Source organism: Rhodococcus sp. NPDC080181, from assembly GCF_040702225.1.
GTDB lineage: Bacteria > Actinomycetota > Actinomycetes > Mycobacteriales > Mycobacteriaceae > Rhodococcoides > Rhodococcoides fascians.
Genome location: NZ_JBFBKN010000014.1, coordinates 121,959 through 137,990, shown reverse-complemented (window position 1 = coordinate 137,990; position 16,032 = coordinate 121,959). Strand labels below are relative to the sequence as shown.

The following is a 16,032-nucleotide window of genomic DNA, read 5'->3' as shown; positions in this document are numbered from 1 at the left end:
GGTTCACGAGCCGACGTCGGTTCGTGCCGAACCCATATGCTGGTGGTCATGTGGACCAATCTGGATCGCCCACCGCTCGACGTCCGTGCACTCCGTCGAGCCTTGGTGGACGGACCGCAGGCCTCGTGGTCTCGGGTGGACGTGGTGACCGAGACCGGTTCGACCAATGCCGACCTCGTCGCTGCGGCGGCAGATCGGGCGGACCGGACGGCCTTGATCGCCGAACATCAGGGGAGTGGGCGGGGCAGGCATTCGCGTCCGTTCTCCGGTGCTCCGCGATCGCAGATATTGCTGTCGATGCTGCTGAAGTTCCCGGGGATCGACCCGGCGGTGCTGGGTTGGCTGCCGCTGATGACCGGCGTGGCTCTGGTCGATGCGCTGCGTACCGTGGCCGAGGTCGATGCGCGGTTGAAGTGGCCGAACGACGTTCTGATCGGCGGTAGGAAGGTCTCGGGCATTCTGGCCGAAGTAGCCGCCCACGGACCGAGTCCGACCGTGGTCATCGGCCTGGGAGTGAACGTCTCGATGACCGAGGCCGAGCTCCCGGTGCCCACGGCGACGTCACTCGCGCTCGAACAGGCCGCGGTGCTCGATCGAGACACCCTGGTGCGTGCGATCCTGCGCGGGGTGGCCGCCGAGGTGGATTCGTGGCGGGATGCGCACTGGGATACCGAGGCGCTGGCGCACCGATACAGAGATCGGTGCGGCACCATCGGACAGCGAGTGCGTGTCGACCTCCCCGGCGGCGAGCACGAAGTGGGAACCGCTGTCGATGTGGACGAACACGGCCGGATTGTGATCGAGGTCGAACGTGCCGGCTCCGCATCGCCCTCGGTTCTCGCGGTGGCCGCCGGCGACGTCACTCATCTCCGACCTGTCTCGTGAGACCATCTTCACCCGGGCAGATCCGGCGCGAATAGTCAGGAGTGCACGTGGGTTACCCACAGGATGCGTTGGCCGACGAGGAAGAGCTACTGCTTCACCGTCACCCGCATTGGAAGATGTTGATCCTGCCGTCGATCACGTTCGTGCTCGCCACGGGTCTCGCCGGCGTCGCCCTCGGTGTCGCAGGTGCCCGACTCGAATCCACGGCCGCCGATGTGGCCACGATCGCCGCGCTGGTGGTGTGGGCAGCGATCGTCGGGTGGCGATGCCTGGTTCCGCTCGTGAGCTGGAAGTGCACTCACTTCATCGTCACCGATCGTCGGGTCCTCGTTCGGCAGGGTGTGCTCACGCATTCCGGAATCGACATCCCCATGAGCCGCATCAGCAACGTGCAATTTCGACACGGGCTGCTGGACAGGATGCTCGGTACCGGCACCCTGATCATCGCGTCGGCGTCGGACGACCCACTCGAGTTCGACGACATTCCGCAGGTGCAACGCGTCCATTCGTTGCTCTACCAGCAAGTATTCGACTCCATGGACTTTCGTCGCGAGTCCGTTCACGATCGGGACCGAGCATTCGAGCCGATGGCCGACGATGCACCGGCCGAGTCCAAGCCCGGTTGGCGCGCGGGGAAACGCAGGTAACACAGGCTGTTCTCACATTCGAACCGTAGGGTTGCCGACGTGACCGATGTTCTGCTTGCCGAAGACGACGAAGCTATCGCCGCACCCCTCTCCCGTGCCCTCGGGCGCGAGGGCTACACCGTGACCGTCGAACAGACCGGGCCGGCCACGCTACAGCGTGCTCTCGACGGCAAATTCGACTTGCTGATCCTGGACCTGGGGCTGCCCGGAATGGACGGCCTCGAAGTGTGCCGTCAGGTCCGCGCCAACCGGTCCGAGGTGGCCGTGTTGATGCTCACCGCGCGCACGGACGAGGTCGACTTCGTCGTCGGCCTCGACGCCGGTGCCGACGACTATGTGGGCAAGCCGTTCCGGCTCGCCGAGCTGATGGCTCGGGTTCGAGCGCTCCTGCGTCGACGCGGTGCCGGCGAGGACGTTCCGATCGAGGTCGGTGCAATTCGCCTCGAACCGGCCGCCCGACGGGTGCTCGTCGGAGGTACCGAGATCTCGCTGGCCAACAAGGAATACGAGTTGCTCAAGGTGCTGCTCGATCACGCCGGTCAGGTGGTCTCGCGGGAGGTCATCTTGCGCGAGGTGTGGGGCGACGCGGAGTTGCGCGGATCCAAGACCCTCGACATGCACATGTCCTGGTTGCGCCGCAAGATCGGCGACGAAGGACCGGTGGCGGAGCGTCGCATCGCGACCGTTCGCGGTGTCGGATTCCGCATCAACAGCGACTAGTCGTCGATGCGGCGTCGAATCCTGGTCTCCATTCTCGCTGTCGTCATCATGACGGCCCTGCTGCTCGGGCTGCCGCTGATGTACACGGCCTGGCTGTGGGTCGAGGACTTCACTCGAAACGATCTGCAGGCACGCCTCGACCGAATGGCCGCGGAGATCATCTCGCAGGAGGGGTTGGCCGGACTGATCGAGGGTCAACTCGACATCGGTTCGCTGCGTCTGGCGATTCCGCAGGGTGGCCGCCTCGTCGTCATCTATCCGACGCCGGAGGACGCCGCGTCCCGTGCCGACATCGGCCAGGCATCCGTCCCCCGGCCACTCGTCGAATCGTTGTCGATGGGGACCTCGGGATCACTGCGACTCGAAGTACCGTCCGACGACATGCGTTCACTGCAGCGGCAGGCTCTCGGCGCGGTGACTCTGGTGGTCCTGGCGTCCGCGCTGGCAGGAACCGTGGTGGCCGTGCTCACCGCCAAGCGACTGGCCGATCCGTTGCAGGACGTCGCGCGGCGGGCGGCCCGACTGGCCGAGGGCGACTTTCGGCCGGACCCGCGTCGGCACGGCATTGCCGAGCTGGACCGGGTGTCGGAGGTTCTCGACTCGGCCACCGTCGAGATCGCCGGGCGGCTGCAGCGCGAACACACGTTGGTTGCCGACGTCTCGCATCAACTTCGTAGCCGCCTGACCGCCGTTCGACTGCGGTTGGACGAGATCTCCACCCATCCGGACCCCGCGGTGGTCGACGAGGCGAACGAGGCGATGGATCAGGTCGATCGGTTGACCCTGGCCATCGACGAACTCGTCCGCTCCTCCCGCAGCGACGGCGCCGCCGATGCGCACGAGGTATCGGTCATCGAGGAACTGACCGGCACGGTGGTCGAATGGCAGCGAAATTTCGACGATGCAGGTCGGAGTCTGGTGCTCAAGGGCGACGCCGACCTCCAGGCGTCGGTGACCGGCTCGCGTCTGCGCGAGGCCGTGTCGGTACTGGTCGACAACTCTCTGGTGCACGGCGACGGTGCCTGCACGGTTGCCGTGCGCGCCGTGTCCGCCGCCGAGGGGACCGACCGGCGGCGAGAGAAACTGGTCTGTGTCGAGGTGTCCGACGAGGGTCCAGGGGTGAGCAACGAACTGGCACCCCACATCTTCGACCGCGGATTCTCCGGAGCCGGTTCGACCGGAGTCGGTCTCGCGCTGGCCCGGGCCCTGATCGAGGCCGACGGCGGACGGTTGGAACTACAGCGCAGACGACCGGCACTGTTCTCGGTGTTCCTGCCCGCTCGGCGCGAATCGTCGCCCGCGCTCTCGCGGCGCGAACCACGCTGACCGAACTGGGGGTCAGTCGAGCGCGTTCGATGCGTCGGTCGGATCCCCGTTGCGCTCGGCGTCCACTTCCAGGATGGTGCGCGCGTTGTCCTCGGGAAAAGCGAAGCGACGCAGCGCCCAGAAGCGGAACGCCATCTGGAGCAGGTTGCCGATGATGTAGTTCAGCACGAAGTCGATGACGACCACCATCGTCAGCGACTCGTTGGTGTCGCGGATGTCGAAGATGTTGTTCGCGATCCACAGCGGACCGGCGGCGATGAGCACTCCGATGCCGCTGATGGCGAAGAAGAGAAGCGCTTCGTGGTGGCGTTCGCGCCCGCCGCGGTGCTTGAAGGCCCACTCACGGTTGAGGAAATAGCTGAGCAGGGTGGCGAGCACGCCCGAGATGATCTTCGCGATCACCGGCTTCTGCTCGAGCACCGTCAGGCTCAGCGAGTAGAAGATGATGAGGTCGAACACCATCGTCGTACCGCCCACGATGGCGAACTTGATCAACTCGCTGTGCCGGATCGCAAGGTCCCTGATGGGCTTGGGTAAGCGCTGAAGCACGCTGTCGATCGTCGGCACAACGGTGAAGTCTACGAAACGAACGCCCGATCCGGCGAACCGACGCTCTGTTCATCAGCGTTTCCACAGTCTTGACGACAGTGTTTCCACGTTCTTCGCGACAACGACGACCGCCGTGCGACTGCCGGTTCGGCCCGAACCGGCAGGACATGACACCATGGTGAGCCGTGACAGGTACCGAACCGCGCCCCACCGCTGCGCGCCCGTCGTCGACCGGAATGCCCGTCGTGACGATGATCGGCGGAGGTCAGCTGGCCCGCATGACCCATCAGTCGGCCATCGAACTCGGCCAAACGCTGCGCGTGCTCGCCGCGGGCGCAGACGAGCCGGCGGCTCAGGTGAGCCCCGACGTCGTGTTCGGGCTGCACGACGACCTCGATGCGCTGCGCACGGCCGCGACCGGATCCAACGCCCTGACCTTCGACCACGAGCACGTGCCGACGGAGCACCTCGAGACCCTGGTCGCCGAGGGCGTCAACGTCCAGCCGCCACCGAGCGCGCTGATCTTCGCGCAGGACAAACTGCGCATGCGTCGAAAGCTCGAAGAGCTGGGGGCACCCGGACCGGCGTACGCGGAGGTGTCGTGGGCGCAGGACGCCATTGCGTTCGGTGACGAACACGGGTGGCCGGTTGTCCTCAAGGCGGTCCGCGGCGGCTACGACGGCCGCGGTGTCTGGATGCCCGCCGACGCCGAGGAAGCCGAAGAGATCGTCACTGCCCAGCTCGACCTCGGTGTGCCGCTCATGGTCGAGGAGAAGGTCGCCATGCGCCGCGAGTTGTCGGCGATGGTCGCGCGATCGCCGTTCGGTCAGGGTGCTGCGTGGCCCGTCGTACAGACCGTGCAACGACACGGACAATGCGCGGTGGTTCTGGCCCCGGCTCCCGACCTGGACGAGGACGTCGCCACGTACGCCGGTCGGCTGGCGCTCGATATCGCGGGTGCCCTCGGCGTCGTCGGAGACCTCGCGGTCGAGCTGTTCGAGACCACCTCGGGCAAGCTTCTGGTGAACGAGCTGGCCATGCGGCCGCACAACTCCGGTCACTGGACCATGGACGGCTGCCGCACCTCGCAGTTCGAGCAGCATCTGCGTGCGGTGCTGGACTACCCGCTGGGTGACACCGATCCACTGGCACCGTTGACGGTGATGGCGAACATCCTGGGTGCGCCCGAAGCGCCGGAGATGACGATGGACGAACGCCTGCATCACCTGTTCGCGCGCATGCCCGACGCCAAGGTGCACCTGTACGGCAAGACCGAGCGGAAAGACCGAAAGATCGGCCACGTGAACATTCTGGGCGCGAGGTCCGGATCGCTCGGCGACCCGGCCTACGTGGCGGCCGTACGTGAACGAGCCGAACGTGCAGCGCATTGGATGTCGCACGCCGAATGGACCGACGGATGGGACCCGCACCATGACTGACGAATCCGGTACCGCCGTCGTAGGCCTGATCATGGGCAGCGATTCCGACTGGCCGACCATGGAGGCCGCAGCAGAAGCGCTGGCGGAGTTCGGTATTCGTTTCGAGGTCGGCGTGGTCTCGGCGCATCGCACACCTCAGCGGATGCTCGACTACGCCCGCGAGGCCGCCGGTCGCGGAATCAAAGTGATCATCGCCGGTGCCGGGGGAGCGGCGCACCTGCCGGGCATGGTGGCGTCGGCGACGCCACTGCCGGTCATCGGCGTTCCGGTACCGCTGAAGTATCTCGACGGTATGGACTCGCTGCTCTCGATCGTGCAGATGCCGGCCGGTGTGCCCGTTGCGACGGTCTCCATCGGTGGTGCTCGCAATGCGGGGTTGCTCGCCGTCCGGATTCTGGGAGCGTCCGATCCTGTTCTGCAGCAACGGATGTCGGCCTTCCAGTCCTCTCTCGAGGCCATGGTTCTGGACAAGGACGCGGCACTGCGAACCACGCTGCTGGGATGAGTGCCGCGGCGTCGCGGCGCGAGCAGATTCGACGAGCCGGCCGCGGCAAGTGGCAGTCGGTGTCGGTGACCCGGCTGGCACTGCGCTACGCGCAGCTGTGGGGCGGAACGGCGCGTTTCGACGACGAGTTCTCGATCTTCGTGTGTTCCGGCCTGCGCGGCGGATTCGGCCGCGGCGGAACCACATTCGGTGGGGCCTACCTGACGGCGAACAACACCGCCCGTCGGGTGCTGCGGCACGAGGCGATTCACGCCGACCAGTGGGCGAGGTTCGGGCTGACCTTTCCGTTCCGCTACCTCGTCGAGGAAGCGCGTCACCGCGGCAGCGCCAACCGGTTCGAGATCGAAGCGGGACTCGCGGACGGCGGCTACCGCCCGACCGGATGAGGCGACAAGTCAGTCGAGGGTCGTCGTGACCTTCTCGGTGTCGATGCGTCGTTCCTTCTTGCTCTCGTCGGAGTTGGCCACCTGTACCAACGACGCTCCGGCCGCGAGCACCGAGAGCAGTCCGTCGATCAACTCGTCGGCGTTGGTCCAGGATGCACTGGACAACACTCGGTCCGCGGCCGAGAGAGAATGGGCCTCGGCGCGTTCTCTTGCTGCGGCGAGGACGTCGTCCACCGAGCGGCCGTCCAATGCCGCGGACCCGGATCCGTTTGCCCTGAATTGGTCACCGTGTACGCGAACCGAGGTGGCGTAGTCGGTCATCCCGAGGGGCAGATCGGGGACTGCCTTGCCGAAGGCATCGAGCGAGAGCGCCAGAACTTCGTCGACGTCGGGTGCGTCGTCGAGGCGGTCGCCGTGCACCAGCGCGAGATCCGCGGAGTCGTCTGCACCGAGCACCACCTCGCCGCCGGTCCACCAGATTCCCAGAAGTACGGCAGCGGTCTGCCAGTGCGCCGGCAACAGCACGCACACGCGCGCGCCCTGATCGAGTGCGAACTCGTCACGGAGCAGGTTGGCAGTCTTGGCCGCCCAGTTCGCCAGTGTCACGGCGGACACCTCGACCCGCTCGCCGGTGGCATCGTCGTAGTACGTGATGCGGGGACCGGCCGGGTCTGCCGCCAGGATCGGCTCGAGCAGGGTTTGAGTCAGGTTCGAAGCCACACCACGACCCTAGTCGACGCCTACCCGCCCCGACCTCCGCACTGCGTTCGTACCGTCAGTTCACGCACATGGGGCCGGTGGAACCCGCGTCGATCGGTGCCGCAGGTTCCTCGGGGACTGCTGTACCTGCTTCGGGTGCCACGGTTTCGGCCGTCGCGGCCTGACCCGAGCCGGGGCCGGCATAGTCGTCGGCGAGCACGACCCGGACGGCATCGGCCGCCATGGTGTCGTCGGCGGTGATCTGCAGGCCACCGAGTGCTGCCGACACGGCGCGAGCGGCGTCGCTGTCCACGTCGGCGGTCTGGATGCGGCTCGTGGAGATGGACGAGCCCTCGTAGTTGCCGATGGTGCCACCGACGTACCCGAGCGCCGTCAATGATCCGGCCACACCGTTGGCCAGACCTTCGATACCGCTGTCGTTCGCGACGTCCACCGTCACCGTCGACGGATCGACGGCCGGCGCATCCGAATTCTCGGCGTTGGTCTCGGCGGAGTTCCCGTCCTCGAGTAGTCCGGCGACGTATTTCTTCACTGCTGCCGGGTCGACCTGCACGATGGATTCGCCGTAGTCGGTCGTCGCATTGATGTCGACCGCGGGGATGGTCTCGAACTTGACCTTGCCACCGGCGAGATCCTGCAGGCGAGTGGCGAACTGCAGGATGTCCCAGTCCGAATCGAGGGTGACCGACCGCTGCACCGCGGTACTGAGCTGACCGAGCTTGCTCGGATTGCTCAACGTCTTGGCGCTGAGCACACTGCGTACGAGGGAGGCCATGAAGACTTGCTGGCGCACGATCCGGTCCAGGTCACCGCGGGGCAGATCGTGTCGTTGCCGGACGAAACTCAGCGCCTGCGAACCGGACAGGTTCTGCTCACCGGCGGCGAAGTTCGCACCCGACAGCGGCTCCTGGACCGGATTGTTCAGGCATACCGCTACTCCGCCGACGGCGTCGGTCAGCAGAACGAAACCGAGCAGGCCGACCTCTGCGTAGTGATCGACCGTGATGCCGGTCAGGTTGGCGACGGAATCGATCAGCGCTTCGCGTCCGGCCTCGGTGGCCTGCGGTTCGGCGTCGGCATCGGAGACTCCCTGCTCGACCAGCTCGAGCCGTTTGTTCTCCTTGGTCGCTCCGTACGCGGCGTTGATCTTGGACATTCCGATCCCGGGCACCTCGACGTACGAGTCGCGCGGGATGGAGATGGCAGTGGCCGACGAGCCGTCGTTCGGGACGCGGATCAACACGATCGTGTCCGTGTTCGACGCAACTTCCTCGCCTGCGTTCAGCGAGGCCAGTTCTTCCGGTGAGAGCGCGTTGCCGTGGGCGTCGGTGCGGCTGTCGGTGCCGACCATCAGGATGTCGACCGCGCCGTCCGCTGCGCCGCCCAGACCGAGGCCGCCCGCAGTGGCGATGTTCGACCGCAGACTGTCCACGCTGCGCCACGCGAAGCCGGTCACCAACAGGACGAGTACCGACAACACGGCCACGGCAACGTGCGTCGCCGGCCAGCGACCGCCTGCGCCCGGTCGGCGGGGTGCCTCGCCTGCGTCCGGTCGTCGGTCGTCGCCTCGGGGCTCGCGCTGCGGTCGTCGTGCACGGCCGGCCGTGGTTCGTCGTTCGTCGCCGCGTACGCCGCCTCGGCGATGCACGCCCGGTTCGCCGTCTGCAGGGGGACGAACAGGGCGATCCTGAGAGTCGCGCCCGCGGGGCGCGCGAGGGTCGATGTCACGGTCGCGTCGGTCGCCGCGCAGGCCGTCGCCGTCGGCTCGCCGCGAGGTGCGCCGGTGTGGTGGGGGCGTGCGCTCACCTCCGTGCGTGCCTGAATCTCGTGGCACCTTCGACCCTTTCCTCGTTTCCGGCAGGCATGGACACCCACCGACAGACGTTCACTCCCCCCGACTCGAAGGTTACTGGCGATCGGCCGCGCTCTCGCCGAACCGACCGCGGCGTGCCACACTTGGCAACCGTGAATGCGATCGTGGTGACCGGTGCACACGGCCAGTTGGGCCGACGGGTGGTCTCGCTCGCCGCCGAGCGTGATTCCGACGTCGAGGTGCACGGCTATTCGTCCGCCGACCTGGACATCACCGACCCCGATGCCGTCGACGCCGTGGTGACTGCGGGTGCGACCGTCGTCAACTGCGCCGCATACACCGCCGTCGATGCCGCCCAAACCGACGAGTCCAGGGCCATGGCCGTCAATGCCGACGGTCCTCGAAATCTCGCGCGGGCGTGCGGGCGTGTCGGTGCCCGACTGATTCACATTTCCACCGACTATGTGTTCGACGGCACAGCGACCGAGCCGTACGACGTCGACGCGGCGACCGCGCCGAAGTCCGTGTACGGACGCACCAAGTTGGCCGGGGAAACGGCGGTACGTGAGGAACTTCCCGAGGCCGTCATCGTGCGCACCGCATGGGTCTACGACAACACCGGCAAGAACTTCGTCACCACGATGCGAAGACTCGAAGGCGAGCGGGAGACCGTCTCGGTGGTCGACGACCAGATCGGATCGCCCACCTTCGCCCTCGACCTGGCCGCCGGTCTGCTCGAGATCGAAGCCGACGCGACGGTGACCGGCCGGACCCTTCACTTCACCAACGCCGGGCAGGCGAGCTGGTACGACCTCGCCCGGGCAGTGTTCTCGGGAATCGGTGCCGACCCCGACCGGGTGCGACCGTGTTCGAGCGCAGAGTACGTCGTCCCGGCACCTCGGCCCGCATACTCGGTGCTGTCACCGAATGCGTGGTCCGCAGCCGGGCTCGGTGCGCCCCGCACCTGGTCCGAGGCTCTGACGGCGGCTCTTGCTCGGTCGTGATGCGGGATCGATGCTCGCCTCGGGCTAGTCTTGCCCGCGTGAGTTCCGACCTGGCCGTGGTGACGGTGACCTATTCCCCCGGCGAATACCTCGAGCAATTTCTGACGTCTCTACGCGAGTCCACGACTCGGCCCGTGCGAGTCATCATGGCCGACAACGGGTCGGTCGACGGCACTCCGGAAGCTGCCGAGGCGGCGTTCGCGGAAGCAGAATTGCTGCGTACCGGCGCCAACATCGGCTACGGCGCTGCCGTCAATCGGGCGATCGCCGCGGTCGACCCCGAGGTCGAATTCGTCGTGGTCGCCAATCCGGATGTCAGGTGGCACCCCGGGTCCCTTGACGGATTGCTCGACGCCGCGGCGCGATGGCCGCGCGCAGGTTCGCTGGGCCCACTCATTCGTGAGCCGGACGGGTCGCGATACCCGTCCGCGCGATCGGTGCCCGATCTGACGTCCGGGGCCGGCCACGCAATTCTGGGCAAGCTCTGGCCGACCAATCCGTGGACTCGGCGATACCGCCAGGAGAACGAGACGGTGTCCGAGCGGCCGGTGGGATGGCTGTCGGGATCATGCCTGTTGCTTCGCCGCGCGGCGTTCGACTCCATCGACGGGTTCGATTCGCGCTACTTCATGTACATGGAGGACGTGGACCTCGGCGACCGGCTCGGTAGGGCGGGTTGGCAGAACGTCTACGTACCCGAGGTCGAGGTCACGCACTCGAAAGGCCATGCGGCAGGACGGCATCCGGAAGTGATGCTGCCCGCACACCACACCAGCGCCTACCGATTCCAGGCCGACAGACACGACCGGGTGTGGCAGGCTCCACTACGATGGGCGCTGCGCGCGGGTCTCGGTCTTCGCTCGAAGGTCGTTGTGACTTCGGCGCTTCGGGCCCGAGCTCGTGAAGAACGACCGTCGGACGAGAGAACAGAGGCTGGACATGTCGGATAGTTCCCCATCGGTCGCCGCACGGACGGATGCAGTGATCTTGGTCGGCGGCAAGGGAACTCGACTGCGCCCGTTGACTCTGTCGGCACCGAAGCCGATGCTCCCGACTGCAGGACTCCCGTTTCTCACCCACCTGCTGGCCAGGATCAAGGCTGCGGGCATCGAACACGTGGTTCTCGGAACGTCGTTCAAAGCCGAAGTGTTCGAGCAACATTTCGGCGACGGGTCGGCGTTGGGCATCGAACTCGAGTACGTGTTCGAGACCGAGCCCATGGGCACCGGCGGCGGAATCAGAAACGTGCTGCCGCGACTGCGGGCAGACAACGTCATGGTGTTCAACGGTGACGTGTTGGGTGGTACCGATCTGACGGCAGTGCTCGATACGCACCGCACGACCGACGCGGACGTGACGTTGCATCTCGTTCGGGTCGGCGATCCCCGAGCGTTCGGTTGTGTCCCGACCGACGAGAACGGCCGAGTCACCGCGTTTCTGGAGAAGACCCAGGATCCGCCGACCGACCAGATCAATGCCGGTTGCTACGTGTTCAAGCGTGAGATCATCGAGTCCATCGCAGCCGACCGGCCGGTGTCGGTGGAGCGAGAGGTGTTCCCTGCCCTGCTCGCCGAGAACAAGAAGGTCTACGGGCACGTCGACAGTGCGTACTGGCGCGACATGGGTACGCCGGAGGATTTCGTCAAGGGATCGGCCGACCTGGTTCGCGGGATCGCGCCGTCGCCCGCACTGCACGGAGATCGCGGTGAGTCCCTGGTTCACCCCGGAGCGGGTGTCGCGCCGGGCGCACTGCTGATCGGTGGAACCGTCGTCGGACGTGGTGCCGAGATCGGCGCAGGCGCTCGTCTCGACGGCGCGGTGGTGTTCGACGGTGCGATCGTCGAAGCGGGGGCCGTGGTCGAACGATCCATCCTGGGTTTCGGAGCCCGCATCGGACCGCGCGCACTCGTGCGTGACGCCGTCATCGGTGACGGTGCCGATATCGGAGCTCGGTGCGAGTTGCTGCGCGGCGCACGGGTATGGCCAGGAGTGAAGCTGCCCGACGGGGGAGTGCGCTTCTCCACCGACGTCTGATCGTCGTCCCGAGGGGCTGAGCGGGGCCGCCCGGGCGGATCAGCGATGCGCGGCGAGCGCGACGAGATGGTCGATGGTCTCGCGCTCGGCCGAGTCGGGTAGTTCGTCCACCGGCCACCAGCGCAGGTCCGTCGATTCGTCGCTGCGCACGGCGCGCGCGCCGTCCGGGGCGCGCACCAGGAACCGCAGGTCCAGGTGCCGGGTCGGCTTACCCAGTGAGCACGTGATCGGGTGAGTGTGCGCCGAGAGCAACTCGGGATCGATCGACAGATCGGTAATTCCGGATTCTTCGGTCGCCTCGCGCAGCGCTGCGGCGACGACCGTCTCGTCCTCGGGTTCGCAGTGACCGCCCAGCTGAATCCACCGGCCCACCCGGGGATGCAGGGTCAGCAGAACGTGTCGTCCCGACGCGTCGAGTACCAGCGACGATGCCGTGATGTGGCCGGCCTCGTTCGCGCGAAGACACGCGTCGGGATTGCTGTGCAGAAAGGCGATCACGGTGTGTCGAAGGGATTCGTCCCTGGAGTCGGTCGGTGCCCATCGATCGAGTGTCTCGGCCGCGGACTGCCACAGTGAGGAAGCGGACATCGTCGGTCAGAGCTCCACCAGCGAAGACCCGGGCGCGGCCGGATCTCGTACCGCCAGCGGCTCGCTGGGGTGTCCGATTGCGATGGCCCCCAATGCTTTCCAGTCCGCACGCAAGCCGAGCTCGGCGCGGACGGTATCGGCGGCGAAGATCGTCGAACCGATCCAGCAGCTACCGAGATCGCGAACGGCCAGGGCGACGAGCAAACCCTGAACGGCGGCACCGACCGCCACGGTGAACATGGTGTCCTCCGCTGCGCGACGCCTCTCGTCGGGATAGGTGTGCGCCCCGTCCGGCACACAGAACGGAATCACGATTTCCGGCGCATCGAACAGAATGTCACCGCGGCTCAGCCTCGCGGCGATGCGGTCCTCGGTCAGCCCGTCTCCGGCCAGATCGGCTCGCCACTGCTCGCGCATGGTCTCGAGCAGTCGTCGACGCACCGCGGGCGTTCTGATCCAGACGAATCTGACGGGGTGGGTGTGATGCGGGGCGGGGGCGGTGAGGGCGTCCGCGACGGCGTCACGAATCGAGTCCGGGTCGACTGCGTCGGGGGAGAACGATCGAACCGACCGCCGGCGGAGCAGGGCCTCACGTCGACCACGTTCGAGTGCCTCGGCGGTTCCCAGCCAGAACAAATCGTCTTCGCCGCCGCGCAGCAGCGTGGCGGCGGTGGAGCCGTCGTCGACCGGTGACAGGCCGCGGACGACGGCTATCGGAACGCCACCCAGCTTGCCCTTCACGAGATCGCCTGCCGCAGCGAGCTCGTCGGCGATGGCGACTTCGGTGACGATCAGTTCGTTGCCCTGGCCGTCTTCTGCCCCGGCGTATCGATGGACGACCGCCAGGCCGGCAGACCCGATCGCGGCATCGGTCTGACCGATCCGCCAGGCCCGGCCCATCGTGTCGGTGATCACGACAGCCACGGTGACTCCGGCCGACGCGTGCAGTGCTCGCCGAAGAGCCGCCGCGCTGGCGTCGGGATTCTCCGGGAGCAGCGCCAGTTCGCTGCCGTCGACGTTGGACCCGTCGATACCCGACGCGGCTTGCACGATGCCGAGGCGGTTCTCGGTGATGAGTGTCCGGCCTTTTCGGGCGACGACGCGAACGGCCTCCTGATCGACGAGGACCCGGCGGGCCGCGTCCCGCTCCTTGGGGTCCTGCGGTGCGGGCACCAGACGTCCCTCGACCTTGGAGACGATCTTGCTGGTGACCACGAGGACGTCTCCGTCGCGCAGCCAGGGCGCTCGGTCGACGATCGCTGCGGCGAGATCGTCGCCCGGACGAAACTCGGGAAGTCCCGTGACCGGCAGGATTTCGATCGATCCGCCCGGTGCGTGGTCACCGGGAGCCTCCGGCATCGACGCCACGTCGCGTGGGGCGGTCACAGTTCGAGTCCGGCTGCGCGCAGGGCGGTGCGGGCCATCACCGCTGTGGTCTCCGGGTCGGTCATCAGCAACGGAATCGACTGCACGTCGACTCCGTCGACCACCGCCGAGTCGGTGCTGTGCACCAGCCAGGCGTCGAGAATGCCGGTGCCGCTTCGGCTTCCGTAGAGGCGGCCGACGGCCTCGGCCGTCGTCTCGACGCCGATGACCGAGAGGCACTCGTCTGCCATGCCGCGCAACGGTTTACCGTCCACCACCGGGGACAGGCCGACGACCTTGGCGGCGGTGGTGCGGAGTGCGCCGCGGATGCCGGGTACGGCAAGAATTGCGCCGACACTGACCACCGGGTTGGACGGGGCCAGGATCACCGCGTCGGCCTCGGCGATCGCTTCGGCGACTCCCGGTGCGGCAGTGGCCTGTTCGGCACCGATATGAGCGAAACTGTGCGTGGGAATCTGCGCGCGGTAGCGAACCCACCACTCCTGGAAGTGGATTGCGCGTTGCTGCTCGCCGCTGGGGTCGTCGGGGTCGGTGACCACGACGTGTGTTTCCGAGCGGTCGTCGGTGACCGGCAGCAATCGGACCCCGGGCTGCCATCGGTTGCACAGTGCCTCGGTGACGGCCGACAGCGGAAATCCGGTGCGCAGCATGCGACTGCGGATCAAGTGCGTGGCGATGTCCCTGTCGCCGAGGCCGAACCAGTCGGGATCTGCTCCGTAGGCGGCCAACTCGTCGCGGGCGTTCCAGGTCTCCGCGACCCGGCCCCAGCCGCGCTCGGTGTCGATTCCGTTTCCGAGGGTGTACATGCACGTGTCGAGATCCGGGCAGATGCGAAGGCCGTGCATCCAGACGTCGTCGCCGACGTTGACCACCGCCGTGATCTCGTTCTCGGGTTCGTCGCCGAGAAGGGAGTCGCCGAACAGGGATTTGAGCCCCTGGAGGAACCGTGCGCCACCGACGCCACCGACCAGAACAGTAACTTTCACAACATGCGAGCCTAGTGCGGTTGCCGCCCGCCCGGGTGAGCGCCCACCCGGACCGTCCGCGGGGCCGGGATCCGAGCCCGAGAACCGCCGCGACACGCACGGGACGCGCTCCGATTCGGGGAGACAGCCGATTTCGGGCATGGGATGGTATTGGATTTGTGCGATCGGCTTGACCGCGACACACCTGTACGTGTCTAATCACAGGTATGTCATTCAGCGTTCGCGGCACGAGTTCGACTGCAGCGAACCTGGTTTCGAACACTCGTTCCCTTCCTGTTCGTCCCTGAGTGGACGTGGAGTAGAGGTCGAGAGTTGGACGGGTGGAGAGCCGGCTCGGACGTACCAGCTCGATCGAATACCGGCGCGGGGCAAGGTATTCGAGATTACGAGGACCGAAATATCTGCGCTACCACAGGTGAGGAGGCGGAAGCGATGTATGACCAGCACGTGACACGTGATCAGCGGGGCGGACCCACTGCACACCTCAGCGCTGTCGACGACGCGCCGCAAACCGAGTCCGATTCCGGCGTGGATTCGAGCGTCTCCGTCGACGCCGGTTCTGCGTACGTGACCCCGTCGAACGATGCAGTCGACGGCGAACTCTCGAGTGACGCCGTGCAAATCGATCAGGACATCGACAGCCCTGATGTCGACAGCCCGGATGTCGACGACGTCGATAACGACGACTCGGACAACGACGCCGATTCGATGCCGTTCGTGGCCGAATCGGTTCCACCCGCCAAGCCGTTCCTGAGTCTCGTGGCGGGTTTCGACGAGATGTTCGAGGAGATCGAGGATCAGTGGCAGGAGCGCGCCCTGTGCGCTCAGACCGATCCCGAAGCCTTCTTTCCCGAAAAGGGCGGCTCCACCCGCGAAGCGAAGCGAATCTGTCTCGGCTGCGAGGTCAAGGACGAATGCCTCGAATACGCTCTCGCCAACGACGAGCGATTCGGAATCTGGGGCGGACTGTCCGAGCGTGAGCGTCGTCGGCTGAAGCGCGGGATCGGCTGAGCCGAACGCGCTCAGGAGGATCCACCCACGAGC

Annotated in this window: 17 protein-coding genes; 11 read left to right on the top strand and 6 right to left on the bottom strand. The window is 66.7% G+C overall.

Going from position 1 to position 16,032, the window contains the following annotated elements:
• The first annotated feature begins 48 nt into the window (after positions 1–48).
• From AB0O58_RS17405 to AB0O58_RS17390, 4 genes are read left to right on the top strand one after another with little or no spacing between them, the layout of a single operon-like run.
• Positions 49–885 carry a biotin--[acetyl-CoA-carboxylase] ligase gene (locus AB0O58_RS17405; protein ID WP_032372888.1) on the top strand — a complete coding sequence of 279 codons (837 nt, stop codon included), beginning with the start codon at positions 49–51 and terminating at the stop codon, positions 883–885.
• A 47-nt stretch (positions 886–932) separates the two neighbouring features.
• Positions 933–1,532: a PH domain-containing protein gene (locus AB0O58_RS17400; RefSeq protein ID WP_027496483.1), complete on the top strand. Its 600-nt coding sequence runs from the start codon at positions 933–935 to the stop codon at positions 1,530–1,532.
• 39 nt (positions 1,533–1,571) lie between these two features.
• Positions 1,572–2,252: a response regulator transcription factor gene (locus tag AB0O58_RS17395; RefSeq protein WP_027496484.1), complete on the top strand. Its 681-nt coding sequence runs from the start codon at positions 1,572–1,574 to the stop codon at positions 2,250–2,252.
• A gap of 6 nt (positions 2,253–2,258) precedes the next feature.
• Positions 2,259–3,578 (top strand): HAMP domain-containing sensor histidine kinase, encoded by a 1,320-nt coding sequence (locus AB0O58_RS17390; protein ID WP_366238528.1) that lies wholly within the window; start codon positions 2,259–2,261, stop codon positions 3,576–3,578.
• A gap of 12 nt (positions 3,579–3,590) precedes the next feature.
• Here the strand turns inward: AB0O58_RS17390 and AB0O58_RS17385 are convergent, their stop codons facing one another.
• On the bottom strand, positions 3,591–4,145 hold the full coding sequence (locus AB0O58_RS17385; protein ID WP_366238527.1) for a GtrA family protein: 555 nt from the start codon (positions 4,143–4,145) through the stop codon (positions 3,591–3,593).
• Between the two features lie 167 nt (positions 4,146–4,312).
• Between AB0O58_RS17385 and AB0O58_RS17380 the strand changes: the two genes are divergently transcribed.
• Genes AB0O58_RS17380 through AB0O58_RS17370 form a run of 3 tightly spaced genes read left to right on the top strand, consistent with a single transcriptional unit; the run spans position 4,313 to position 6,457 of the window.
• Positions 4,313–5,566, top strand: coding sequence for a 5-(carboxyamino)imidazole ribonucleotide synthase (locus tag AB0O58_RS17380; RefSeq protein WP_027496486.1), 1,254 nt, complete (start codon positions 4,313–4,315; stop codon positions 5,564–5,566).
• Entirely contained in the window at positions 5,559–6,071 is a 513-nt protein-coding gene (gene purE, locus AB0O58_RS17375) for a 5-(carboxyamino)imidazole ribonucleotide mutase (protein WP_094717664.1), read from the top strand. The genes AB0O58_RS17380 and purE overlap by 8 nt, the downstream gene beginning before the upstream one ends.
• Positions 6,068–6,457, top strand: a complete 390-nt coding sequence (locus tag AB0O58_RS17370; RefSeq protein WP_032372702.1) for a hypothetical protein — start codon at positions 6,068–6,070, stop codon at positions 6,455–6,457. The genes purE and AB0O58_RS17370 overlap by 4 nt, the downstream gene beginning before the upstream one ends.
• Positions 6,458–6,466: 9 nt before the next feature.
• Here the strand turns inward: AB0O58_RS17370 and AB0O58_RS17365 are convergent, their stop codons facing one another.
• Both AB0O58_RS17365 and AB0O58_RS17360 read right to left on the bottom strand, forming a co-directional pair.
• Positions 6,467–7,177 (bottom strand): TIGR03089 family protein, encoded by a 711-nt coding sequence (locus tag AB0O58_RS17365; RefSeq protein WP_283541567.1) that lies wholly within the window; start codon positions 7,175–7,177, stop codon positions 6,467–6,469.
• Positions 7,178–7,232: 55 nt separating this feature from the next.
• A complete protein-coding gene (locus tag AB0O58_RS17360; protein WP_283541588.1) occupies positions 7,233–8,663 on the bottom strand; it encodes an LCP family protein in 1,431 nt (476 codons plus the stop codon).
• 479 nt (positions 8,664–9,142) lie between these two features.
• On the opposite strand from AB0O58_RS17360, the gene rfbD reads away from it, so the two are divergent.
• From rfbD to AB0O58_RS17345, 3 genes are read left to right on the top strand one after another with little or no spacing between them, the layout of a single operon-like run.
• Positions 9,143–9,994 (top strand): dTDP-4-dehydrorhamnose reductase, encoded by an 852-nt coding sequence (rfbD, locus tag AB0O58_RS17355; RefSeq protein ID WP_283541566.1) that lies wholly within the window; start codon positions 9,143–9,145, stop codon positions 9,992–9,994.
• Between the two features lie 38 nt (positions 9,995–10,032).
• Positions 10,033–10,944 (top strand): glycosyltransferase family 2 protein, encoded by a 912-nt coding sequence (locus tag AB0O58_RS17350; protein WP_283541565.1) that lies wholly within the window; start codon positions 10,033–10,035, stop codon positions 10,942–10,944.
• On the top strand, positions 10,934–12,028 hold the full coding sequence (locus AB0O58_RS17345; RefSeq protein ID WP_027496494.1) for a sugar phosphate nucleotidyltransferase: 1,095 nt from the start codon (positions 10,934–10,936) through the stop codon (positions 12,026–12,028). Before AB0O58_RS17350 ends, AB0O58_RS17345 begins: the two co-directional genes overlap by 11 nt.
• A 39-nt stretch (positions 12,029–12,067) precedes the next feature.
• Here AB0O58_RS17345 and AB0O58_RS17340 read toward each other — a convergent pair whose 3' ends face one another.
• The 3 genes from AB0O58_RS17340 to cofD are packed head-to-tail and all read right to left on the bottom strand — an operon-like array spanning position 12,068 to position 14,988.
• The gene (locus tag AB0O58_RS17340; RefSeq protein WP_283541564.1) at positions 12,068–12,616 is read right to left on the bottom strand and encodes an NUDIX domain-containing protein; all 549 of its coding nucleotides are present in this window, start codon (positions 12,614–12,616) and stop codon (positions 12,068–12,070) included.
• Between the two features lie 6 nt (positions 12,617–12,622).
• Positions 12,623–13,975, bottom strand: a complete 1,353-nt coding sequence (locus AB0O58_RS17335) for a coenzyme F420-0:L-glutamate ligase (protein ID WP_283541587.1) — start codon at positions 13,973–13,975, stop codon at positions 12,623–12,625.
• Between the two features lie 23 nt (positions 13,976–13,998).
• Positions 13,999–14,988, bottom strand: a complete 990-nt coding sequence (gene cofD / locus AB0O58_RS17330) for a 2-phospho-L-lactate transferase (protein ID WP_032366289.1) — start codon at positions 14,986–14,988, stop codon at positions 13,999–14,001.
• A 777-nt stretch (positions 14,989–15,765) separates the two neighbouring features.
• Between cofD and AB0O58_RS17325 the strand changes: the two genes are divergently transcribed.
• The gene (locus AB0O58_RS17325; protein ID WP_027496498.1) at positions 15,766–15,999 is read left to right on the top strand and encodes a WhiB family transcriptional regulator; all 234 of its coding nucleotides are present in this window, start codon (positions 15,766–15,768) and stop codon (positions 15,997–15,999) included.
• Positions 16,000–16,032: the final 33 nt, after the last annotated feature.